General features: G+C 33.2%; 29 protein-coding genes. 23 read left to right on the forward strand and 6 right to left on the reverse strand.

Annotated elements, in window-relative coordinates:
* The first annotated feature begins 18 nt into the window (after positions 1 to 18).
* Positions 19 to 783, forward strand: a complete 765-nt coding sequence (aroD, locus tag bsdE14_RS16835; protein ID WP_264851166.1) for a type I 3-dehydroquinate dehydratase — start codon at positions 19 to 21, stop codon at positions 781 to 783.
* Positions 784 to 824: 41 nt separating this feature from the next.
* Here aroD and bsdE14_RS16840 read toward each other — a convergent pair whose 3' ends face one another.
* A complete protein-coding gene (locus bsdE14_RS16840) occupies positions 825 to 1,337 on the reverse strand; it encodes a shikimate kinase (protein WP_264851167.1) in 513 nt (170 codons plus the stop codon).
* Between the two features lie 22 nt (positions 1,338 to 1,359).
* Positions 1,360 to 2,055 (reverse strand): Crp/Fnr family transcriptional regulator, encoded by a 696-nt coding sequence (locus bsdE14_RS16845; RefSeq protein ID WP_264851168.1) that lies wholly within the window; start codon positions 2,053 to 2,055, stop codon positions 1,360 to 1,362.
* 92 nt (positions 2,056 to 2,147) lie between these two features.
* Between bsdE14_RS16845 and bsdE14_RS16850 the strand changes: the two genes are divergently transcribed.
* The 12 genes from bsdE14_RS16850 to bsdE14_RS16905 all read left to right on the forward strand — a co-directional run bounded on the left by bsdE14_RS16850 (position 2,148) and on the right by bsdE14_RS16905 (position 9,944).
* On the forward strand, positions 2,148 to 2,570 hold the full coding sequence (locus bsdE14_RS16850) for a DMT family transporter (RefSeq protein WP_264851169.1): 423 nt from the start codon (positions 2,148 to 2,150) through the stop codon (positions 2,568 to 2,570).
* 63 nt (positions 2,571 to 2,633) lie between these two features.
* Positions 2,634 to 3,098, forward strand: a complete 465-nt coding sequence (locus tag bsdE14_RS16855; RefSeq protein WP_264851170.1) for a DMT family transporter — start codon at positions 2,634 to 2,636, stop codon at positions 3,096 to 3,098.
* Positions 3,099 to 3,210: 112 nt separating this feature from the next.
* Positions 3,211 to 3,894, forward strand: coding sequence for a YjjG family noncanonical pyrimidine nucleotidase (locus bsdE14_RS16860; protein ID WP_264851171.1), 684 nt, complete (start codon positions 3,211 to 3,213; stop codon positions 3,892 to 3,894).
* 83 nt (positions 3,895 to 3,977) lie between these two features.
* Complete coding sequence (locus bsdE14_RS16865; protein WP_264851172.1) at positions 3,978 to 4,517, forward strand: RNA polymerase sigma factor; 540 nt, start codon at positions 3,978 to 3,980, stop codon at positions 4,515 to 4,517.
* Positions 4,517 to 5,044: a zf-HC2 domain-containing protein gene (locus bsdE14_RS16870; RefSeq protein ID WP_264851173.1), complete on the forward strand. Its 528-nt coding sequence runs from the start codon at positions 4,517 to 4,519 to the stop codon at positions 5,042 to 5,044. Before bsdE14_RS16865 ends, bsdE14_RS16870 begins: the two co-directional genes overlap by 1 nt.
* A 1-nt stretch (position 5,045) precedes the next feature.
* Complete coding sequence (locus bsdE14_RS16875) at positions 5,046 to 5,882, forward strand: YfjL-like protein (RefSeq protein WP_264851174.1); 837 nt, start codon at positions 5,046 to 5,048, stop codon at positions 5,880 to 5,882.
* A gap of 128 nt (positions 5,883 to 6,010) precedes the next feature.
* Positions 6,011 to 6,208 carry a helix-turn-helix transcriptional regulator gene (locus tag bsdE14_RS16880; RefSeq protein WP_264851175.1) on the forward strand — a complete coding sequence of 66 codons (198 nt, stop codon included), beginning with the start codon at positions 6,011 to 6,013 and terminating at the stop codon, positions 6,206 to 6,208.
* 2 nt (positions 6,209 to 6,210) lie between these two features.
* Positions 6,211 to 6,639 (forward strand): DUF6442 family protein, encoded by a 429-nt coding sequence (locus tag bsdE14_RS16885; RefSeq protein WP_264851176.1) that lies wholly within the window; start codon positions 6,211 to 6,213, stop codon positions 6,637 to 6,639.
* Positions 6,640 to 6,716: 77 nt separating this feature from the next.
* A complete protein-coding gene (locus bsdE14_RS16890) occupies positions 6,717 to 7,061 on the forward strand; it encodes a phenylpyruvate tautomerase MIF-related protein (RefSeq protein ID WP_264851177.1) in 345 nt (114 codons plus the stop codon).
* A 119-nt stretch (positions 7,062 to 7,180) separates the two neighbouring features.
* Positions 7,181 to 7,681 (forward strand): DUF6241 domain-containing protein, encoded by a 501-nt coding sequence (locus tag bsdE14_RS16895; RefSeq protein WP_264851178.1) that lies wholly within the window; start codon positions 7,181 to 7,183, stop codon positions 7,679 to 7,681.
* A gap of 79 nt (positions 7,682 to 7,760) precedes the next feature.
* A complete protein-coding gene (locus bsdE14_RS16900) occupies positions 7,761 to 8,675 on the forward strand; it encodes a GNAT family N-acetyltransferase (protein WP_264851179.1) in 915 nt (304 codons plus the stop codon).
* A 159-nt stretch (positions 8,676 to 8,834) separates the two neighbouring features.
* Complete coding sequence (locus bsdE14_RS16905; RefSeq protein WP_264852285.1) at positions 8,835 to 9,944, forward strand: ribose-phosphate pyrophosphokinase; 1,110 nt, start codon at positions 8,835 to 8,837, stop codon at positions 9,942 to 9,944.
* A gap of 53 nt (positions 9,945 to 9,997) precedes the next feature.
* On the opposite strand, the gene bsdE14_RS16910 is transcribed toward bsdE14_RS16905, so the two are convergent.
* The 4 genes from bsdE14_RS16910 to bsdE14_RS16925 all read right to left on the reverse strand — a co-directional run bounded on the left by bsdE14_RS16910 (position 9,998) and on the right by bsdE14_RS16925 (position 11,632).
* The gene (locus tag bsdE14_RS16910; RefSeq protein WP_264851180.1) at positions 9,998 to 10,333 is read right to left on the reverse strand and encodes a hypothetical protein; all 336 of its coding nucleotides are present in this window, start codon (positions 10,331 to 10,333) and stop codon (positions 9,998 to 10,000) included.
* 12 nt (positions 10,334 to 10,345) lie between these two features.
* A complete protein-coding gene (locus bsdE14_RS16915; protein WP_264851181.1) occupies positions 10,346 to 10,744 on the reverse strand; it encodes a YtxH domain-containing protein in 399 nt (132 codons plus the stop codon).
* A 199-nt stretch (positions 10,745 to 10,943) separates the two neighbouring features.
* Positions 10,944 to 11,279, reverse strand: coding sequence for a hypothetical protein (locus tag bsdE14_RS16920; protein ID WP_264851182.1), 336 nt, complete (start codon positions 11,277 to 11,279; stop codon positions 10,944 to 10,946).
* Between the two features lie 11 nt (positions 11,280 to 11,290).
* Positions 11,291 to 11,632, reverse strand: a complete 342-nt coding sequence (locus tag bsdE14_RS16925) for a YtxH domain-containing protein (protein WP_264851183.1) — start codon at positions 11,630 to 11,632, stop codon at positions 11,291 to 11,293.
* Between the two features lie 409 nt (positions 11,633 to 12,041).
* On the opposite strand from bsdE14_RS16925, the gene nuoE reads away from it, so the two are divergent.
* The 10 genes from nuoE (at position 12,042) to bsdE14_RS16975 (ending at position 22,588) form a co-directional block, all read left to right on the forward strand.
* Positions 12,042 to 12,545: an NADH-quinone oxidoreductase subunit NuoE gene (nuoE, locus tag bsdE14_RS16930; protein WP_264851184.1), complete on the forward strand. Its 504-nt coding sequence runs from the start codon at positions 12,042 to 12,044 to the stop codon at positions 12,543 to 12,545.
* An 11-nt stretch (positions 12,546 to 12,556) separates the two neighbouring features.
* Positions 12,557 to 12,958 carry a (2Fe-2S) ferredoxin domain-containing protein gene (locus bsdE14_RS16935; protein WP_264851185.1) on the forward strand — a complete coding sequence of 134 codons (402 nt, stop codon included), beginning with the start codon at positions 12,557 to 12,559 and terminating at the stop codon, positions 12,956 to 12,958.
* Positions 12,959 to 12,971: 13 nt separating this feature from the next.
* Positions 12,972 to 14,762, forward strand: coding sequence for an NADH-quinone oxidoreductase subunit NuoF (locus bsdE14_RS16940; RefSeq protein ID WP_264851186.1), 1,791 nt, complete (start codon positions 12,972 to 12,974; stop codon positions 14,760 to 14,762).
* Positions 14,763 to 14,790: 28 nt separating this feature from the next.
* The gene (locus bsdE14_RS16945) at positions 14,791 to 16,527 is read left to right on the forward strand and encodes an NADH-dependent [FeFe] hydrogenase, group A6 (protein WP_264851187.1); all 1,737 of its coding nucleotides are present in this window, start codon (positions 14,791 to 14,793) and stop codon (positions 16,525 to 16,527) included.
* A 265-nt stretch (positions 16,528 to 16,792) separates the two neighbouring features.
* Complete coding sequence (gene nagA / locus bsdE14_RS16950) at positions 16,793 to 17,935, forward strand: N-acetylglucosamine-6-phosphate deacetylase (RefSeq protein ID WP_264851188.1); 1,143 nt, start codon at positions 16,793 to 16,795, stop codon at positions 17,933 to 17,935.
* Between the two features lie 114 nt (positions 17,936 to 18,049).
* Complete coding sequence (locus tag bsdE14_RS16955) at positions 18,050 to 18,499, forward strand: NanQ anomerase/TabA/YiaL family protein (protein ID WP_264851189.1); 450 nt, start codon at positions 18,050 to 18,052, stop codon at positions 18,497 to 18,499.
* 30 nt (positions 18,500 to 18,529) lie between these two features.
* Positions 18,530 to 19,261, forward strand: a complete 732-nt coding sequence (locus bsdE14_RS16960; protein ID WP_264851190.1) for a GntR family transcriptional regulator — start codon at positions 18,530 to 18,532, stop codon at positions 19,259 to 19,261.
* A 236-nt stretch (positions 19,262 to 19,497) separates the two neighbouring features.
* The gene (locus bsdE14_RS16965) at positions 19,498 to 20,196 is read left to right on the forward strand and encodes an N-acetylmannosamine-6-phosphate 2-epimerase (protein WP_264851191.1); all 699 of its coding nucleotides are present in this window, start codon (positions 19,498 to 19,500) and stop codon (positions 20,194 to 20,196) included.
* 74 nt (positions 20,197 to 20,270) lie between these two features.
* Positions 20,271 to 21,605 (forward strand): ABC transporter substrate-binding protein, encoded by a 1,335-nt coding sequence (locus tag bsdE14_RS16970; RefSeq protein WP_264851192.1) that lies wholly within the window; start codon positions 20,271 to 20,273, stop codon positions 21,603 to 21,605.
* Positions 21,606 to 21,661: 56 nt separating this feature from the next.
* The gene (locus bsdE14_RS16975; protein WP_264851193.1) at positions 21,662 to 22,588 is read left to right on the forward strand and encodes a carbohydrate ABC transporter permease; all 927 of its coding nucleotides are present in this window, start codon (positions 21,662 to 21,664) and stop codon (positions 22,586 to 22,588) included.
* Positions 22,589 to 22,627: the final 39 nt, after the last annotated feature.

The raw sequence follows: 22,627 nt of genomic DNA on the forward strand, positions 1-22,627 counted from the left end.
GAAATTTGAGGTGGTAATATGAGTACTGTGAAGGTAAAAGATGTAGTAATTGGGGATGGAATACCTAAGGTTTGTGTTCCTATTGTGGCTAAAACAAAGGATAAAATAATAGAAGAAACTCTAAGCCTTAAGAATATTAATGTGGATATGATAGAATGGCGTGTGGATTTTTTTGAAGATGCACTTGATAATGAAAAGGTGAAAGCTGTTTTAAAAGAACTTGTTCCAGTATTAAATAATGTTCCACTTATATTTACCTTTCGCACCACTAAAGAAGGTGGTGAAAAGGCAATAGATACACTGGAATATATTCAGCTAAACAAAGCTGTGATAGACACAGGCTTAGTGGATATTATAGATATTGAAGCTTTTACAGGGGATAATTTTGTAAAGGAAGTTATCAGATATGCCCATGCAGCTGGAGTTAAGGTTATTGCCTCAAATCATGACTTTGAAAAAACTCCTTCAAAAGAGGAGATAATAAGCCGCTTAAAAAAGATGCAAGTCATGGGAGCAGACATTCCTAAAATTGCCGTTATGCCAAAGTCTAAATTGGATGTATTAGAACTATTAGAAGCTACAGTAATAATGTCAGAAGAATATGCGGATAGACCTATTGTTACTATGGCTATGTCAGGGTTAGGTGTTGTTAGCAGACTAACTGGTGAAGTGTTTGGTTCTGCTATAACTTTTGGTACCTTAAATAAAGCCTCTGCTCCAGGGCAAATTGGTGCAGAAGCACTATTCGATTTATTGCAGATGTTACATAAAAATATAAATTAACGTTTTGATAAGGGTTCATTAAAAAATGAAATCTTTATGTTTTAACCTTCAATTAATTCCATGATTTTATCTATAACTCTTTTGAAGTCCGTATCATTTAAAACTTCTATATCACAATAGCCTTTATATAAGTTGTATCTTTCTTCATATAGTTTATAAAGGTGGTTAATATCATCTGCCAAAAGAGGTCTTGTAGAAATATTGATATCTTCAATAATTTTTTCTATTGGGCGGTTAATAAAAATAATAATAGAGTGTTTTTGAAGGACTTTCATATTCTCTGATACCTTTACTGAACCTCCCCCAGTTGATATAACAGAAGGACAGTTTTCGCTAATTTCTTTTATTACTTCACTTTCAAGTTTTCTAAAGTAGGCTTCTCCATCTAGAAAAATTTCTTTAATAAGCTTATCTGTTTTTTTTTCGATATAATCATCTATGTCATAAAAGGAAAGTGACAACCTTTTGGCAACTTCTCTTCCTATGCTGGTCTTTCCGCAGCCAGGCATACCTATAAATACGATGTTTTTATTAATCTTAAGATTGCTTTTCATTCTATATCCTCACCTTCACTCTCTAGTATTCAACAGATTTTATATACAGATTTTTAGATAATTCTCTAAGCTTTTCCTTATCAATTATATATATTTTTTTATTTTCACACCTAATAACTGCTTCTGCTTCAAGTTCCTTTAAGATTCTATTCAAATGTCTATATGTTGTTCCTAAAAACTGGGCAATTTCTATATAGGAGGAATTTAAAACAATATAATCTTTATCTGTAATATGCTCCACTAAATAGCTGGATAATCTATTTATAAGTGGATACACCAAATTGTAGGAGCTATTATTGCAGACTGCATAAAATTTATCGCTTAAGCTGTTTATAATATAGTGCAAAAACTTTGGATTGTCCATGTAGTTTTTTCTTAGTATATCAGCAGGTACTGCAACTAGATAAGAATCCTCTATGGTTTCAATGTTACAGCGAATAGGAGTATTATTTATTAGTTCCACATCTCCTAGAGGATTAAAGTCCTTATAAAACTTTAGCAGTATGGACTTACCGTTTTCTAAAAGGTAAGATACCTTTATTTTCCCATCTACAAATAGATAATAATATTCCAGCTCAAATCCTGCTTTTAAGATAAATTCATTTTTTTCATAAAAGTGAAGCTGTGTATGCTTCAACATATCATTGTCAAAAATGCTTTCAATATCATTCTCAGCAATATAATAGTTTAAAAGCTCATTATTAAAAATTCTTTTCATAAATTCTCCTTAACCTGACATATGTCATGTGATAGTCCTTATAAATATATTATTTTATTTATAAAGTGATGTAAAGCAAGGGGGAATATATTATGTATAAAAACTTAGCTTTAATAAATGGAATTATACTTGCTGTTATGGTTTTCTTCAATGGAATGCTGGCAAGTAAAACAGGACCTTATATGAGTACCTTAATTTATCATGTACTAGGGCTTATGCTGATTATTATTGTATCTATTATAAAGAAAAACAAATTAACAAATTTGAGAAAAGTACCATTTTTACTTCTATTACCAGGTGTGCTCAGTGTTATAACAATACTTTTAAATAATATTTCAATACCTCGTATAGGAGTAACACTTGCTGTAGGGGTAGGGCTGTTTGGGCAGCTAGTGATGTCAAGCCTAGTAGAACATTTTGGTTTGTTTGGAATGCCAGTTAACAAGTTAAAAAAAGGGAAAATAGTAGGGTTATCAATCATTTCGCTAGGGATAATATTTATGATCACCATGTAAGAAAGAAAAATAGCAGAATAGACAAGGAAAACAAAAGGCAACTTAAAGGGAGGTTGAAAATTTATGTATGTATTCTTATCTTTTCTAACAGGAATAACAATTGTTATAAATATGATGCTGAACGGAAAGCTTGCACAAAGGGAAGGCATGATTAATGGGGTCTATATAAACTATATAATGGCTACTATATCGTCTGTTATTTTATGTGGTGTTATGCTTAAGGCTATACCAGATTACACTGTTATAAGGCAAGTTCCTATGCTATATTTTTTAGGAGGAATTATAGGAGTTATAACTACCTACCTTTTTAATATTATTGTGCCTAAAGTATCAGCAGTATATGTAGTTATCCTTCGATTTATAGGGCAGATGCTGACCAGTGCCATTATTGATTATATATTCTTAGGTATTTTTTCTAAGGGAAAGTTAATTGGAGGCATATTATTTCTCATAGGTCTTATAATTAATGCTATTGTTGATAATAAGTATAAGGAAGAAAGTACTAAGTTATGTAAGGAAGCTCAGTAAGAAAAATGTTGGAAGTATAATTTAATATAATTAACTAAAGCTTAGATATGCTATAATTATTAAATAAGCGAATTAATGGTTATTATTATTTTCAAAGTAAGAGGAGGATATTATGAACTACGAAATTATTATATTTGATGCAGATGAGACACTATTTGATTTCAATAAATCTGAAAGAACTGCATTTAAAAATGCTATGCTGGATTTTAAAATAGAATATGATGACAATCATCATTTGAAAATATATCATGAAATAAATAAAGCAATTTGGAAAGAGTTTGAGGAAGGACTTATTTCCCAGGAAAAATTAAAGGTAGAGAGATTTAGAAGGTTGTCGGAAAAATTAAATGCTGAATTTGACGAGGTGGAATTTTCAAAAGTATATATGAAGCATTTAGGCGACGCATGCTTTTTATTTGAAGAAAGCGAGGCACTTGTAGAAAGTCTGCACAAGGATTACAGGCTTGTAATAGTTACTAATGGATTAAAAGAGGTTCAGACTAATAGAATCAAAAGGTCTTCTATAGCAAGGTACTTTGAAGATGTAGTAATATCTGACGAAGTTAAGGTAGCCAAGCCAGATCCTAGAATTTTTGAAATTGCTTTGAATAACTTAAAGCATACTGACAAATCTAAGGTACTGGTGGTAGGGGACAGCTTAACCTCAGATATAAGAGGTGGAATAAATTTAGGGGTAGATACCTGCTGGTATAACCCTGGTAGGCTTACAAATGAAACTGAAATAAAGCCAAGCTTTGAAATATCTTCTTTGATGGAGCTTAAGCAAATTCTTTAGATGCTTAAGCTTTTAATTTTATTTTTAAATGACTGTAACAATAGTGCAAAAATAGGTATCTAATACAGTGAAAGGAGGTACTCATGAAAGAGTTTGGTGAACTTTACGGTTTATATTATAAAAGCATCTATAAGTATCTTTTTTATCTAACTGGGGACCATCATCTATCTGAGGATCTCCTACAGGAAACTTTTTTTAATGCTTTTAAAGCTATTGATAAATTTGAAGGCAGATCAAAGGTATCTACATGGCTTTATACTATTGCAAAGAATGCTTACTTAAAGGAGCAGAATAAAAGCAAAAAAACAGATGTGGTACTATCAGAGGAAATAATACTGGAGCAGATTGACTTGGAAATGCCTGAGGCTATCCTTGAAAGCAGGGATAGCGTAAAAGCTATTATTTCAGCAATAAGAAGGCTTGAAGAAAATTACAGGCAGGTTATTTTATTAAGAAGTATTGGAGAATTAAGCTTTAGAGATATAGGAGAGCTGCTAAATAGAAATGAAAATTGGGCAAGAATTACTTTTTACAGAGCAAAACTGAAGTTAAAGCAGGAAATGGAATCAAATCAATATTTGTTTTCAAAGGATAGCATGAAAAATACAGGAGGTAAAAGGTAATGAATGATATTAAATGTGAAATAATTCAGGATTTGATGCAGCTGTATGTAGATGATCTTTGCAGTGGTGAAAGTTGTAGGCTTATAGAAGAACATATAGGAAGCTGCAGTGAATGCCAGGAATTTTTAAAGATTCTGAGAGAAAAAGATCCACTAAGTGATGAGGTAGACATAGAAATTAACAGCAGCATAGAAGGAAAGCTGATTAAAAATATAAAAAAGCGTATGCTGCTTATAGAATTAATCTGCTTAGGACTTGGAGCTTTTGGAGGACTTTATACTACCTTATTTATTGACCAATTTAAAATGGTACTTATATACCCAATCATAGGATGTATAGGATATTTAATTGTTAAGAGGCTTTGGGCAACTCCAGTACTTATTTTGGGAGTAAGTTTGGTGGGCTGTATTTTTATGGGGAGATTTAGCGGAGTTATAATGCTATCCTTGGTAAATTGTTTTCTTACTCTTGTAGGATGCGTTATAGGCTATCTATTGAAAAAGATTTTTGAGAAACAGGGGGCTTAATATGAAAAAGATATTATATGGAGTAGTTTTAGTACTGCTCATTGGTATTATATTTTGGTTTTATACAGGGCTTAATGGAAATTCAATGAGTAAAGCTCAGGCAGAGAAGGATATGAAAGTTTATTTGCAGGAAAATTATCCTGATAAAGATTTTGAACTTGGCCCGGTAGGATATAGTATGAGTTTTGGTGGTTATATGGCTGTTGTTACATCAAAGAGTGACAGCAGTATATCCTTTAATTTAAGTTGGAGGAAAGGAGCTAAAGTTATATACGATGAATATATTTATAAATATTCAAAGGATGAAGCGCTGAGCAAAAAATTTGCTGATGAAATTACAGAAAGACTAAAGACTATTTTAAGGAGCGATATAAAAGGTTTTAATGATGTGAGCTCAGAAATATATATTAAAAAAGGAGTCTATAACAGCAGTGATAGCTTTAGAGTGGATATGCCTGAAAAAATAACAGTGTGGGTATATATGAAGGGGGATAAAATATCTAAGGAAGAGTTTGTGGAACGCTGTGTTAAAGCAAGGGATCTAATTGCAAAAGAGGGATACAAAATTGATACCTACAGCTTTCATTACAATACAAGCTTTGCAGGGGATGTTAAAGGGGGAGGACAGGAGCTATATTCTTTAGCCCTTGGAAAAAGTCTTTTAAATGCATCAAAGGATGACATATTAAAAAGCAATAAACTTAGTATTAATACAGGAAAAGGAAGAATGATTGCTGCTGATATTATATATAAAGGCTCAATTACATTATTTATCCTTGGTATTATTGGTGCAGGGGTTTTTATAGCTAGGAAAGAGAAAAAGGAAAAAGTGAAGTAATAAAAAAGTAGTTTCTCAATTAAAGTGAGAACTACTTTTTATTATTATGGAAAGTTTACTTGACATAGTGGTAAGTTATGGTATACTAGAGTTATGGAAAGTAGACTTTACATGAAAGGAGGATATATGTGAAAAATCGATTAGAAGAAATACGAAAGCTGAGAGGTATTAAACAGGAAGAGCTGGCAGCAGCACTTGCAGTATCAAGACAGACAATCGGTTCGCTTGAAAACGGTAGATATAATCCTTCAATTTTATTGGCATTTAAAATAGCAAAATATTTTAACATGAGTATAGAAGAAATTTTTATCTATGAGGAGGTTTAAAAATGAAAAAGAGTATATATTACATTACCACTATAATTGGATTATTACTTTTGGGTGTAGGCTTATGGCTTATTAAAGTTGTTATTGAGCCGGAAGGAATAATGAAAGCTTTACCATATGTTTTTGTAGGTGTTGGATGTGGCAGCTTTGGTCATGGTATGGGAAGAATAATCAGTAACAGAACTATGAAAAACTATCCTGAAATTAAAAAGCAAGTGGAAATTGATAAGCAGGATGAACGCAATATTGTAATTGGGAATATGGCAAAGGCTAAGGCATACGATATGATGATATTTATTTTTGGTGCTCTAATGATTGCTTTTGCATTAATGGGTACTGATATGGTGGTGATTATCCTTTTAGTTTGCGCATACCTCTTTTCTATCGCATATGGCATTTATTATCGATTCAAATTTGATAAAGAAATGTAGGCTTATATAAATTATGTAGATATATAAGTGATATAATAATAAAAAAGAATTAATGCACATAGGAAAGGAGCATTAAAATGCCATATATAAATTCAAAAGTAACTGTAAAATTGTCAGAAGAAAATAAGGAAAATTTAAAAGCAAAAATGGGTCAGATTATTTCAGATCTTCCAGGAAAATCTGAGGAATGGCTTATGGTAAGCTTTAATGATGGAGAAACTATCTATTTTAGAGGAAACAAAATGGATAAGGCTGCTTTTGTTGATGTAAGGATGTTTGGAAAGGCAGATAGACAGCATAAAAATAAAGTTGCTCAGATGCTATGCAGTCTTTTGGAAAGCGAAGTAGATATTCCTCAGGAAAACATATATGTAACCTTTAGTGAAGTTGAAGACTGGGGCTGGAATGGAGAGTTGTTTTAAGAATTAAAAAAAGTAGTTTCACACTTATAATTGTGAAGCTACTTTTTTCTTTAAGACTGCTATTTTTATTTCTGGGTTTATTTGGTAGAATGGTTTTATAATACATAGGGGGGATGATGATGAGTAAGGGTTTAAAGTGGACGATAATTGGAGTTATAATTATAGCGGTCCTTGGTGGAATTGCTTTCTTTGGATATGAATTTTTCAAATATAAACAGGATGTAAAAGTACCTGAGGTTAAAAAAAGCGCTGAGCAAATTGTTGAAGAAAATAAGTCTGAGATTAACAAGGTTGATAAAGAAAAGATTAAAGTTACAAGTAAAACTGATATTTACGATATTTTTCATAGGATGAGCAATACTTTAATTGTAGCAGAGGATGGCTTAATTTATGGGGAAATACCAATAAATGATGAGAGCATTAGCCAGGCAATGGCAATGGTAAATAGTACGGATTTAATTGATAAATCGGAAAAGGAAGTATTTCTTAACATACTAGATGCTTGGAAGCATAAAGACTTTTCTAATGGAGTACAAGCCCATAATTATGCCTGGAAGAGACTGAATGGACAGATAGGAAGAGCTAAGGAGCTTAGAGAGCAATACAAAACTAAGAAGTAGAATGTTTTTACAAACACTATAGATGGACTTTTGGTAATGTGTTTTAATTGTATATATAAGTAGAAAGGGTGGGGAATATATGAGAGTGGAGGCTTTAAAAAGCAATAGACTAGAAGAATTTATAGATTACTGCAGGAAGCATAGAGCAGAGGTTGATGATTCCTTTTTATATGATGAGGACTTAAGGGAGTTTGAACCAAATGCTGAAAATCCAACTTATATAGTTGTTGATGATAATGAGCTAATAATAGCTGCAGCTTCTCTAATAATTAATGAATATCACAGAAGAGGCAAGAAAGGCAGGTTTAGAATATTCCATTCTGAAGTTTCTGAGGCTCAGGTATATAATAAGCTGCTGGAAGCTATTTTAAGACATACAGAAGGACTAGGTAAAATTTTTGTGTTTATGCACACTGATGATAGTTCAGCAATAGAGATTATTGAAGAGCTTAAGTTTACTATAGAGAGATATTCTTTTTTTCTTGTGAGAGAGGATTTAGAGGTACAATCTTTCAAGCTTCCAGAAGGTTATGAAATTAAGCCTTTTAAAGCTGGTGAACATGAAAAAGACTGGTGTGAAGTTAGAAATCAAGCCTTTGCAAAACTTAAGGGTAGTGAGACACCTATTACACTAGAAATGGTATCAAAGATGATTTCAGATAGTGACAGTATAGAAGGAGCAGCTATGCTGCTTTATCATAAGGAAGTACCTGTGGGAGTAATAAGAGGAGCTTTAGATGAATATGAAGGGACTCAAACTATGAATATAGGACCTGTTGCTATAATTCCTGAATATCAGGGAAAAGGATTAGGCAGATGTCTTTTGAGAGCTATACTACGCTTTGCAAAGGATAATAATTTTAGAATGACAAGTCTTTGTGTAAATGGTGATAATGAAAGAGCAAAGTCACTATATTTACAGGAGGGCTTTAAGCAGGTAGAAGCAGTTGTATGCTATGATTATCATATAAAAAGAAGTAAATCCGAATCATAAATTGTTTATTTAGTGTTTAATATTAGATTTAAGGTTGTAATATATTTTAGAATTGATTACAATAGTCTATGGGAGAAAATGATTTCAATGCTAATCTACGATGAATCTATATAACAATTAACGAGGAGGATTTCTGTGAGTACGAATTTAAAGAGTTCCATGCCTTATGGACAACTTGGAATAATTGCTCTTGAAAGCTGTAAGGAACTAGGCGAAAAAATTGATCATTATTTGCTCGAAAAACGAGGAGAGAATTCAGAGGGTCCAGATACTTATCTAATTTCTATTGATGAGATAAGATTCTCAAACGGTGAAGGCAAAGTTAAATTAGAGGAGACAGTTAGAGGTAAAGATATATATATATTATGCGATGTAGGAAACTACAGCTGTACTTATGAGATGTATGGATTCACTAATCATAAGGGACCTGATGAACACTTTCAGGACATTAAGAGAGTTGTATCTGCATTAGGTGGCAAAGCTAGAAGAGTGACAGTTCTTATGCCTATGCTATATGAAGGAAGACAGCACAAGAGAAAGGGGAGAGAATCCCTAGACTGTGCATTAGCATTGCAGGAGCTTGAAAGACTTGGTGTTAAAGATATATATACCTTTGATGTTCACGATCCAAATGTTCAAAATGCTATACCTTTAGTTACTTTTGAAAATTTATATCCGACTTATGAAATTGTTAAAAGCTTTATTAGGCAGGAAGATATAGAAATAGATAAATCAAAGATGTTAACTATAAGCCCTGATACAGGAGCTATGGATAGAGCTATATACTATTCCAATGTTCTTGGACTTGATATAGGACTTTTCTATAAGAGACGTGATTATACTTCTGTTGTAAAAGGAAAAAATCCTATAGTCCAGCATGAATATATAGGTAAAGATGTTGAGGGTATGGATGTTTTAATAGTAGATGATATGATTGCTTCAGGAGAATCCGTTTTCGATATAGCTAGAGAACTAAAAAAGAGAAATGCAAAAAGAATATTTGTAGCTACAACATTTGCACTCTTTACAGAAGGAGTAAATAAGTTCAGTGAATTCTATAAAGAAGGATTAATTGATAGGGTTTACTCAACAAACTTGACCTACATATCTCCAGAGGCTAGAGAGGCTGAATGGTTTAGGGAAGTTGATATGTCAGAATTTATATCAACAGTACTTGACTATATTAATAAAGGAAGGTCTATTAGCCCATTAGTAGATGCAACCTATAATATTAAGCAGCTTTTAAGTGGTGCAGAAATTTTAAGATAAAACTATAATTTTTTATAAAAGCCAAAGCTGCAGGAATTAACCTGCAGCTTTGGTTATTTTAAAAATACTTTTTTAATAATAGAAAATATATCTCTTATTATACTTATGTAATCTTCGATATTTTCCTTTGCATCAATGGCAGATGCAGCAGTTTCTGTTACTACCTCAGATACAACTTTAATATTATCACTAAGTTCCACTATATTATCAGTAGCTTTAGGAAGTGAAGCTAGAACCTGATCGATATTCTTTTCATTTCTTTCTAGAATTCCATTTACATTGGATAAAACCTTAAATAGCTTCATAAGTGCCATTATAAGCAGTACTAAAGCAGCTGCTCCTAAAATAGCAAGAACACCTAATACTAAACTAGATACTTTTATATACATAGCATACCACCGTTATTCTTCAACTTCAGCTGGAACTTCGATTTCTTTAACTTCATCCTCTGCAATAGCCTCATCACAGCAGCAGCCTTTTCTAGCAGCTTTCTTTTCAGCTAAGTATTGTGATATCTTTTCTTTAGCTTCAACAACATTGCCCTTTGTCTCAGTTACTTTATTTTCAACATTGCCCTTAAATTCAACTGTTTTATTCTTTATATTTTCGCCTAGGTCCTTTGCAGTCTTTGCAATGTCTTCTTGAGTTTCTTTACCTGATTTAGGTGCTAATAATATTCCACTAATAGCGCCAACAACAACGCCAGCGGCAGTTCCTGCAGAAACCTTTTTAGCAAGTTTTATTCTTTCTCTTTTAGCTTTTTCTCTTTTTTTCTTTTCCATCATTTCAACTATTTTCATTTTATTTCCTCCTTGTAAACTATTTTCATGTGTCGATGCTTTATGAAATATCTTACATATAATAGCATATTATACCATGAATCTTGTTGAATTTATATAAACACATTTGCTATTTTGTTCAAATTTAATAGAAAATGTCACTATGTGTCTATAACTAAATGGATAATTAATAAAAAAAGCAAGGGAAAACCCTTGCTTGCTATTTTGAGAATACCTCTTTAATTATGGTCAATATATCCTTAATGATAGTAACGTAGTCGTTAATATTTTCCTTTGCTTTAATAGCAGAAGCAGTAGTGTCAGTAACAACTTCAGTAACTACCTTTATATTTTCACTTATTTCAGCTGCATTGTTTGAAGCCTTTGGCAGTGATATCAGCATACTGTTTATATTTTTTTCATTTTTTTCAAGGATTCCATTAAATCTTGATATAACTTTAAACAGTTTTATCAAATTCATTATTAACAGCACTAAGGCAGCTGCTCCTAATATTGCCAGAGCGCCATATGCTAAGCTGGATAAATCTATATACATTATGGCACCAGCTATTCTTGAATTTCTGAAGCTTTATTTTCAATTTCCGAAGCTTTTTTATCTGCCAAATATTTTGATATTTTTTCTTTTGCTTCATCTATTTTGCTCTTTGTTGCAACAACTTTATTAATAGCTGTATCTCTAATCTCAGAGGTCTTCACTGCTACAGTATTTACGGTATTAGCTATATCTTCTCTTGTTTCCTTACCTGATTTTGGAGCTAATAATATACCACCTGCACTTCCAGCAACTATTCCTGCTGCTGTACCTGCAGCTATTTTTTTAGCTAGATTAATTCTTTCTTTTCTTAATCTTTCTTTTTTAATATTCTCTAGTTTTTTTAATAAACTCATTTCATAAAATCCTCCTTTAAACTAGTGAGTAATTCACACTGTTTATGTAATCATAATATGAAGAAGTTCTAAATTTGGTAGTATATTTAAAAAAAGAACATAGGAAAAGAAGATATTTGGATTTGGAACCAAAATAATAACAAGGTTTGATTAAAAAATATCAAGGAGAACATAAAATTAGATTATTTTCACAAAAGTTTTATCATATATATAGGTTGTACTACAACAGTTGCGCTGATATAATTAAATTAATTAAAATATTCCGAATATTTAAACAAGTATTTCTGCTTTACTTTTTTATTACATTTCTACTTTATTTTTTTTATTGCATTTCATCAAGTTCTAGCTCAAAAAATCCATGGCTTTATTTTCATGTTATTTTAATCACAAAGAAAAGGAGAGGATAAATTTGTGTGAAAAAAATTGTTGCTGCAATTTTGACGAAAATGATGACAGATTCAGCAATATTAAGCAAATCATTAAGGAGCATAAAGCTGTAAAAGGTGCTCTCATTCCTGTACTTCACGAAACTCAAAGAATATACGGATATATACCTGAAAGAATTATGCAAGTAGCTTCTGAAGAATTTAATATTCCAGTGTCTGAGATATATGGAGTAGCCACTTTTTACTCTCAATTTGCCTTAGAGCCGAAAGGAAAGCATATTATAAAGGTTTGTCTAGGTACTGCCTGCTATGTTAAGGGCTCCCAAGATATTATGGATAGATTGTGCAGCCTATTAGAGATTCAGGTAGGAAAAACTACAGAAGATGGACTATTTACTTTAGAGGCTGCCAGATGTTTAGGGGGATGCGGACTTGCTCCTGTAATGATGATTGATGATAAAGTGTACGGAAAGCTTATCCCGGATGACGTAATTAAAATAATTGAAGAATATAAAGCTTTGGAATAAGGAGGCACAGCATGAAAACCATTGAAGATCTTAAAAATATAAAAAAAGCGACCTTTCAGAGAGTTAACCAAGGCACCAATAGAAAAACCACAAGAATAGTTGTAGGAATGGCAACCTGTGGACTAGCAGCTGGAGCAGAGCCTGTATATGATGCAATTGTAGATGAAGTTAATAAGCTTGGCCTTACTAATGTGGTTGTAGTGAAAACTGGATGTATAGGTGTGTGCAGATTAGAGCCAATAGTTGAAATTATAAAACCTGGGGAGGAAAAGGTTACTTATGTAAATATGTCTCCCTATAAAGCAAGAAGAGTAATTGCTAGTCATGTGCTTGTGGGGGCTGTTATGAAGGATTATACCATTCATGTTGTTCAGGGAAAAATTTTAAATGATTATAAAATAGAAAGCGACTAGAGGGGGGATATAAATGGATTTTTATCGTTCACAGGTATTGGTCTGTGGTGGTGATGGCTGCTGCGATCCTCACTCTGCAGATATTTATAAATTTTTTAAAACAGAACTTAAAAGGCATAATGTTGACCATGAAATTGAACTTATAAAAACTGGCTGCTTAGGGCTTTGTGAGCTTGGTCCTGTAGTTATAGTTTATCCGGAAGGAACCTTTTACAGCAAGGTAACAGTAGAGGATATACCTGAAATTGTAGAAGAACATTTAGTTAACAATAGAGTAGTAGAAAGACTGATTCATAAGGCAGAAGGGGATGGAAGAGTTAGAAATTTAAATGAACTTAGCTTTTTTAAAAAGCAAGTAAGAATTGCTTTAAGGAATTGCGGAATTATTGATCCTGAAAATATAGATGAGTACATAGCTTTTGATGGTTATAGTGCTCTAGGAAAAGTATTAACTACTATAACGTCTAAAGAAGTTATAGAGGTGATAAAGCAGTCTGGCCTTAGAGGTAGAGGAGGCGGAGGCTTTCCAACCGGGAAAAAGTGGGAGTTTGCAGCTGTACAGGATAATCCTGAAAAATATATAATCTGCAACGCAGATGAAGGAGATCCCGGCGCATTTATGGACCGTTCTGTACTTGAAGGAGATCCTCATTCTGTACTTGAGGCTATGACCATTGGCGGTTATGCAATAGGTGCAAATAAAGGGTTTATATATGTTAGAGCGGAATATCCTGTGGCGGTACAAAGGCTATATACAGCTATTGAACAGTCAAAGGAATATGGACTTTTAGGTGACAATATTTTAGGAACTGGTTTTAAATTTGATATTGAAATAAGGCTAGGTGCAGGTGCATTTGTATGCGGAGAAGAAACTGCACTTATGCAGTCTATTGAGGGCAAGAGAGGAATGCCTATGCCCAAACCACCATTCCCAGCTGTCAGCGGATTATGGGGCAAGCCTACAGTAATAAATAATGTTGAGACTTATGCAAATATAGTGCCTATAATGCTTAATGGGGCTGAATGGTTCAGGAGCATAGGAACAGAAAAGAGTCCTGGTACAAAGGTATTTGCACTAGGTGGAAAGATTACTAATACAGGTCTAGTTGAAATACCAATGGGAACTACTTTAAGAGAGACTATTTATGAAATAGGAGGAGGAATTCCAAACGCAAAAGAATTTAAAGCAGTGCAAACTGGAGGACCTTCAGGCGGATGTATACCTTCACAAAATCTAGATACTCCAATTGAATATGATACATTAACCGCTTTAGGGTCGATGATGGGCTCCGGCGGAATGATAGTTATGGATGAAGATAACTGCATGGTGGACGTTGCAAGATTCTTTTTAGACTTTACTAAGGATGAGTCTTGTGGCAAGTGTACTCCTTGTAGAATTGGAACAAAGAGGCTGCTGGAATTACTAGAAAAAATTACTCATGGTAAAGGGACTTTGGAAGATGTTGATGCCCTTGAGGAATTGGGCAAGGTAATTAAAAAGGCAGCACTCTGCGGATTAGGTCAGACTGCTCCAAATCCAGTGCTTTCGACATTACACTATTTTAAAGATGAATATGTAGCTCATGTAACTGACAAGAAATGCCCTGCTAAGGTTTGTAAGCCATTAATTAGGTATGTGATACTTGAAGATAAATGTAAGGGATGTGGATTATGCACTAGAAATTGCAGCCAGGGTGCAATAAATGGAAGGATAAGAGAATTACATTCAATAGATCCTGAAGTTTGCATAAGATGTGGTCTTTGCATGAGTGTATGTAAGTTTAGAGCAATAGTTAAGGTGTGATAGAGGTGCTTGGAAGGAGGAAAAATCAATGGAAACAGTAAAACTTAGAATAGATGGTATACAAGTTGAAGTACCTAAAGGTACTACAGTACTTGAAGCTGCAAGGTCAGTTGGAATTGAGATTCCTACGCTTTGCTTCCTGAAGGAAATAAATGAAGTAGCAAGCTGTAGAGTATGTGTTGTTGAAGTGGGCAAGAAACTCATAGGAGCTTGCACTTTAACTTGTGAAAATGGTATGGAAGTAAAAACTAACACTACAGATGTAAGAGAAGCAAGAAAAATGGTGGTAGAGCTTTTACTTTCAAATCATAAAAGAGAATGCACCACTTGTGTAAGAAGTGAAAATTGTGAGCTTCAGAAGCTATCTAAGGATTTAAATATTCGAGATATTAAATATGTAGGTGAAAAGACAGAATCTGAAATAGATGATTCTTCAGCTTCAATTGTTAGGGACGCTGAAAAATGTATTCTTTGTGGAAGATGCATAAATACCTGTAGTAAGGTACAAAGTGTAGGTGCTATTAATTTTTCTATGAGAGGCTTCAATACCAAGGTAACTGCCTTATATGACAGACCAATTTCTGAAACTACCTGCATAAATTGCGGTCAGTGCATAATGGCTTGTCCGGTTGGTGCTCTCTATGAAAGGGATAGTATAAAGGAAGTTTGGAAGGCTATAGCTAATCCTGATAAATATGTGGTGGTTCAAACAGCACCTGCAATAAGAGTAGCTCTTGGAGAAGAATTTGGACTTCCAATAGGTACAAGAGTTACTGGAAGGATGGCAGCAGCACTGAAAAAGCTTGGTTTTGATAAAGTATTTGATACAGATTTTGCAGCAGATTTGACTATTATGGAGGAAGGTACAGAGCTTATAAACAGGCTACTCAGTGGAGGAGCACTGCCTCTTATGACCTCCTGCTGCCCTGGTTGGGTAAAATTTGTAGAGCATAATTATAAAGATATGCTTGATAATTTATCAACCTGCAAGTCTCCAAGTGAAATGGAAGGCGCATTAATAAAGTCCTATTTTGCAGAGAAGATGGATATAGATCCGGAAAAAATAGTAGTTGTATCAATTATGCCCTGTGTAGCTAAAAAGTTTGAAGGTGGTAGAGAAGAACTGTCGAAGGACAGTATGAAGGATATAGATTATGTGCTTACCACAAGAGAGCTTGCTCAAATGATAAAGGAGGCTGGAATAGATTTTGTAAATCTAAAGGATGAAGAATTTGATAATCCCTTTGGAGAATCTACAGGTGCTTCTGTAATATTTGGAGCTACTGGAGGAGTCGCAGAGGCTGCTCTTAGAACAATCTTTGAAATACTTTCAGGAAAAGATATAGAAACTGTTAACTATACAGCTGTTCGTGGCACAGGTGGAATAAAGGAAGCTGCAATAGAACTGCCCAACGGCATTACCATAAATGCTGCAGTAATAAATGGACTCAATAATGCAAGGCAAGTTTTAGATGCTATGCAAAATGGTGAAAAGCATTATGATTTTATTGAAGTAATGGCCTGCCCAGGCGGCTGTGTAACAGGTGGAGGTCAGCCAATAGTCAATTCTAAAGTAAGAGAAAAGGTAGACGTAAAGGCTTTAAGAGCAAAGTCTATTTATGATGAGGACGAGGCTTTAACTATTAGAAAATCACACAAGAATCCGTATATTATGAAGATATATGATGAGTTCTTAATTGAGCCAAATGGACACTTAAGCCATGAATTACTTCATACGCGCTATGTGAAGAGAAGTAAATTCTAGAATTACTGCTTGAAAGTATAGTTTTAAGCTCATTACTATATCAATTCAAATTACTTTATATAGTTGTAACCATTGATATTGTACAAGAAAGGTATTTAGCAGCTTTTTATTGCTAAATACCTTATTTTTGTGGATTAGGACTATACTAATGTATAATTTAATGTATTTATTTCTTGTATTGAGAAGGTCTATATTATATAATTTAGTATATACAAAGCTAAAGTGTATATACAAAGAAGCGCTTTTGCTTAAGGAGGAAATATGCATGCTAATAAAAAACTGTAGAATTGTATATGAAGATAAATGTGAGAAGGGTGCAGTATCTTTAAATTCATCAAAAATTGAAGCTGTAAACCCTGAAGATTATATAGATGATGAGGTAATTGATGCAGAAGGACTATATCTAGCTCCTGGATTTATCGATATCCATATCCACGGGGCAGGAGGGTATGATACCATGGATGGCAACTATGAGGCATTAAATAATATTTCTAAAACTATAGTAAATAGCGGTACAACCTCTTACCTTCCTACTACAATGACTTGTGACATGGAGGATATTAAGAAAGCTATTTCTGCTATAGCAGAGGCTGTGAATAGAGGTACAGAAGGAGCTAACGTATTAGGTGCGCATCTTGAGGGACCATTTATCAGCCTTTTTGCAATAGGTGCGCAAAATCCAAAGTTCATTAAGTGGCCTTCAATAGAAACCTTTGTAGAAATAGTTCAGGACAAAATATCCTATATTAAGGCAGTGACTTTGGCTCCAGAAATAGAAGGTGCCAAAGAGCTTATAAAGTTTTTATGCAAAAATAATATAGTAGTATCTGCTGGCCATACGAAAGCAACTTATAAGGAAACAATCGAGGGGATAGAATGGGGAATCTCTCATGCTACTCATTTATTTAATGCCATGACCGGGTTTCAGCATAGAGAACCAGGAGTAGTAGGAGCGATATTTGATACTGATATAACTACAGAAGCTATATGTGACGGCATTCATATCGCCTATCCATCCATCAGAGTTGCACTAAAGCAAAAAACTACTGACAATATGATTCTTATTACTGATGCTATGAGCGCATGTGGAATGGCAGAAGGGACCTATTCACTGGGTGGCCAAGCTGTATTTGTAAAAGAAGGAGCTGCTAGGCTTGAAAATGGTGCTTTGGCAGGATCTATACTTACTTTAGATAAAGCCATCAAAAACGTTCTTGATAATACGAAATATGAGCTTTATGAAATAGTGAAAATGGCGACTAGCAACGCAGCAAGACACTGTGGGGTAGAGTATAGAAAAGGGAAAATAAAGGAAGGCTATGATGCTGATTTAGTTTTATTCGATGAAAATATAGATATTAAACTAGTTATAGTAAATGGAAAGATTGTGGTGAATAATTTAGAGTAAATATTAATGTATATATAAAATAATATTGTATAGACAATTTTAAACTGGTTATATATAATTAATATATAGTATAAATAGTTTAATGTTATTTTTTAAAAATTAGGGGGACTTAAAATGATATATGATAATATTAAAAACAGTGAAAGATATGAAGGGTTAAATATAAATTTCAAAAAAGCATTTGAATTTCTTAAGCGTTCAGATTTAAAAGACCTAGCAGCTGGTAGATACGAAATAGACAGTGACAATGTTTTTGCACTAGTTCAAACCTATGAAACAATGCATTTAGAAAGTAAGGACTATGAGGTTCATAAAAAATATATAGATGTGCAGTATATGGTAAAGGGTGAAGAAAACATGGGCTTTTCTCAAATTGACAGCCTAAATGTTAAAAATTCTTATAATGATGAGTCAGATGCTATGATTATGGATGGAGATAAGGTATTATATAAATTAAGAGAAGGTGAATTTTTTATCTTTTTTCCAGAAGAGCCTCACATGCCTGGAATAATGAAAGATGAAAAAAGAGAAGTAAAGAAGATAGTGATTAAGATAAAAGCTTGAAGTTTTAATATATATCTGGAGGGTTAAAAAATGCTTGATAAAAACTCATCGGTGCCAATTTATGTTCAATTGGAAGAGGTGGTAAAAGATAAAATTAAAAATAGAGAATATTTGCCTGGGGAAGAACTGCCAACAGAAAGAGAGCTTACAGAGTTATATGGTGTAAGTAGAATGACTATAAGGCAAGTTATTACTAATCTTGTGCACAAAGGGATTCTTTACAGGATTCCAGGCAAGGGAGCTTTTGTATCAAAGGAAGTAATAGAGAAAAAACTTGAAATTGAAAGCTTTAGTGAAGATATGAGAAAGAGAGGACTTGTTCCTGGAAGCAAAGTAATAGAGTTTGAAAAAGTTGAGCCTAGTGATGAAATAAGAGAAAAGCTTAAGTTACCTAAAGGTGAACAAATATATCTTTTAAACAGACTTAGACTAGCTGATGATGAGCCAATGGCTATAGAGTACTGCTATTTGCCGGAAAAGTTTTTCCCTAATATTATAAAATACAATATGGTTCATTGCTCCCTCTACACAATAATGAAAGAAGAATATAATATTCATTTTAATTATATGAAGCAAAGCCTAAAGGCAGCTAATCTTAATAAAAAAGAGGCTGAAATGCTGCTTGGAAAACCTAAAGGGGTGGGACTTGTTTCAGAAAGACTTATGTACAATATTGAGGAAGTTCCTATTGAATTTACTAAGACAATTTATAATGCTGAACGATATACCTTTAATATGGTTTTGTTTAATAATAATAATTAATAAAAGTGTAATTCCAAAACAATTATGGAATTACACTTTTTTATTTGTGGTATATGCAATTTATGCAAATTCAAAAGATATTAATGCATTGTCTATACAAAAATAAAAATTATATATACAATTTTTATTTTTGTATAGACAATTATTGAAAACGTTGTTATAATGTATATATAAAGTGAACTAATAAAAAATAGAAGCTTAAATTACAGAAAATTACGCAGGAATGGAGGGATAAAGTGCATAATTCAGAGGATGTACTAAAAGCTATTAGAGGTGGACTTATTGTATCATGCCAAGCTCTTGAGAATGAACCTTTACATAGTTCTCAAATAATGATGAGAATGGCTAAGGCAGCTTTAGAGGGCGGTGCAATAGGCATAAGGGCTAATTCACCGGAGGACTGCTGTGAAATTAAGCAGCATGTTGATTTGCCAATAATAGCAATTTATAAAAGGGTTTATGGAACAAGTAATGTTTATATAACACCAACAATTGAAGAGGTGAAGAAACTACTTCCTGCAAAGCCTGAGATAATTGCTGTTGATGCCACTAAACGAGAAAGACCAGATGGTAAAACTCTTGAAGAATTTTTAGAGGAGATAAGGAAAATATATAATGGTCTTGTTATGGCAGATATATCTACTTTTGAAGAGGCTGTAGAAGCAGAAAGGCTTGGATTTGATATTGTTTCAACTACTTTAAGCGGATATACTGATTATACCTTAGATAGACCAAGACCAGATATTGAATTAATAAAGAGATTAAAAGATACTTTAAATGTACCAATAATAGCAGAAGGAAATGTGGAAACTCCGCCTTTAGCTGCTGAAGCACTTAAAGCTGGTGCATGGGCAGTAGTTGTTGGAGGGGCAATAACAAGACCACAATTAATAACAAAGAAATTTGTTGATGCTGTTAAAAAAGTAGTATTATAAAATATTGTATTGTTTCAGAGGAAATAATATCAATATAAATAAATTATAAAATTTAAATTAGGGGGTTAAAAAAGATGAAAAAAATAAAAGCACTTACATTATTGCTAGCACTTTCAATGACAGCTTCTGTATTTTCAGCATGTGGAAAAAAAGAAACAGCAGACAATTCAAAAGCTGCGGATAGTAATAAACCTGTAGAAATAACTTGGTGGGATTATCCAAACTATCAAACTGGAACTGCAGGAGATTATGAAAAGAAAATAATTGAAAACTTTAATAAAAAGTATCCAAACATAAAAGTTAATCTACAAATGATAGACTTTGCAAGTGGTCCACAAAAGCTTAATACAGCAATTGCATCAAATTCAGCTCCAGACTTAGTTTACGACTATCCAGGAAGAATAATCGACTATGCAAGAAATGGTGTTATGGCACCACTTGATGATATGTTCACAGATGATTTTAAGAAGGATGTACCAGAAGCTATAACAAACTCATGTAAGTTAGATGGACATTATTACATGTACCCAATTAATACAGCACCAAACATGATGGTATTTAATAAAACGATGCTTGATAAAGCAGGACTTACAAATATGCTTCCACTTAATAAACCGGATAGATTATGGACAAATGATGAATACTATGCATTATTAAAAGCTATAAAGGAAAAGGTTCCAGGAATAGCAGCACCATCAGCAGTTTATGCTAAGTCAAGTGCTGGAGACCAAGGAACTAGACCATATATAGCTAATATGGGCGGAGGAGAAATAGTATCTAAAGATTTATCAAAATATACTTTTAACAGTGCTGGCAATGCAGCTGCACTTCAGTGGCTAGCTGATTCTGTTAAATCAGGATTAACTTTAAAAGGCGGAGAAGCTCTTGCATCTAATGATATGATTGATATGTTTTTAGCACAAAAGATTGCAGTTTCAATATTATATAACCCAGTATTAAAAGCTTCCAGCCAATCAAAGAAATCTTCTGCATTTGAAGAAGTATACGTTCCATATCCAACACCAAGCCTTTCACAAAAGCCATTCCTTGAGGCTTTTATTGGAGGTATAGGAGTATTTGACAATAAAGATAAAGACAAAGTTGCAGCAGCTAAAAAGCTTGCAGATTTCATAGCTAATGATCCAGCTATGTTTAAACAAAACTTAGTTTCAACTGGTGGTTTCTCAGTTAGATCCTCAGTTACTGGCTTATATAATGATGCTGAAGCTAAATATGCAGAAGGCATGATTAAATATTTAGGAACATACTACAATGCTGTTCCAGGATTTGCAGAAATGAGAACTTATTACTTCCCAATGCTTCAACAAGTATTACTTGGTCAAACAACTCCACAAAAGGGATTGGATGACTTTGTTAATAAGGCAAATGCTACGCTTACTAAAAAATAATTTTATAATATGGGGTGGTTAAGTCCACTCCATATAATTTTCACGGAGGTGGGTACATGCAAAAGATACAGAAGGCAAGCGCCGATGAAATTGTTATAAAGAAAAAAATAAGCAAATCAAATGTTAAAGAATGGATTTCTGCTTATCTTTTCCTTGCACCTATGTTAGTTTTATTTGTAACGTTTGTAATCTATCCTATGATTAAAGGTATATATATAAGTTTTTTTGATTATTCACTAAGAAATTTTAAGTTTATTGGACTTACAAATTATAAGAACATATTTCATGATCAAATTTTTATAAAGTCTTTAGTTAATACTCTAATAATAGTTTTGGCTAATGTACCTATTGTAATTTTATTATCCTTAGGTGTTTCTCTAATAATATACAAAAAGCCATCAGGAGCACGTTCTTTCTTTAGAGGGGTATTTTACTTACCTACAGTTGCGTCAGTAGTAAGTATCACTGTAGTATGGGGTTGGATACTTCACCCTAATTTTGGTATTCTAAATTATTTGACAGGATTATTTGGAATGCAGCCATTAGGATGGCTGGGAGATCCAAGAACTGCTTTAAAGTGTATAATAGCCATACTTGTAACTCTATCGGTTGGACAACCAATTATATTATATGTTGCAGCATTAGGTAATGTGGATCCAACTTATTTAGAAGCTGCAGAAATAGATGGTGCTACACCATGGCAGGTATTCAAAAACGTAACATGGCCTCTATTAATGCCTACTACATTATATATTGTTATTATAACTACTATAAACTCATTCCAATGTTTCTCTATAATTCAACTTTTAACTTCAGGTGGACCAGCATTTTCAACAGAAACTATTATGTACTTAGTATATGAAAGAGCATTCACCTTAAATCAGTACGGAGTTGCTTCATCAATGGGTTGTGTTCTTGCAATTATAATAATGATAATATCAATAATACAGTTCAAGTTCTTTGGAACTGAAGTTGAATATTAGGATTCGGAGGTGAATGTGTTGAACAAAATTAAGAAGATT

This window comes from Clostridium omnivorum, from assembly GCF_026012015.1.
Classification (GTDB): domain Bacteria; phylum Bacillota; class Clostridia; order Clostridiales; family Clostridiaceae; genus Clostridium_AX; species Clostridium_AX omnivorum.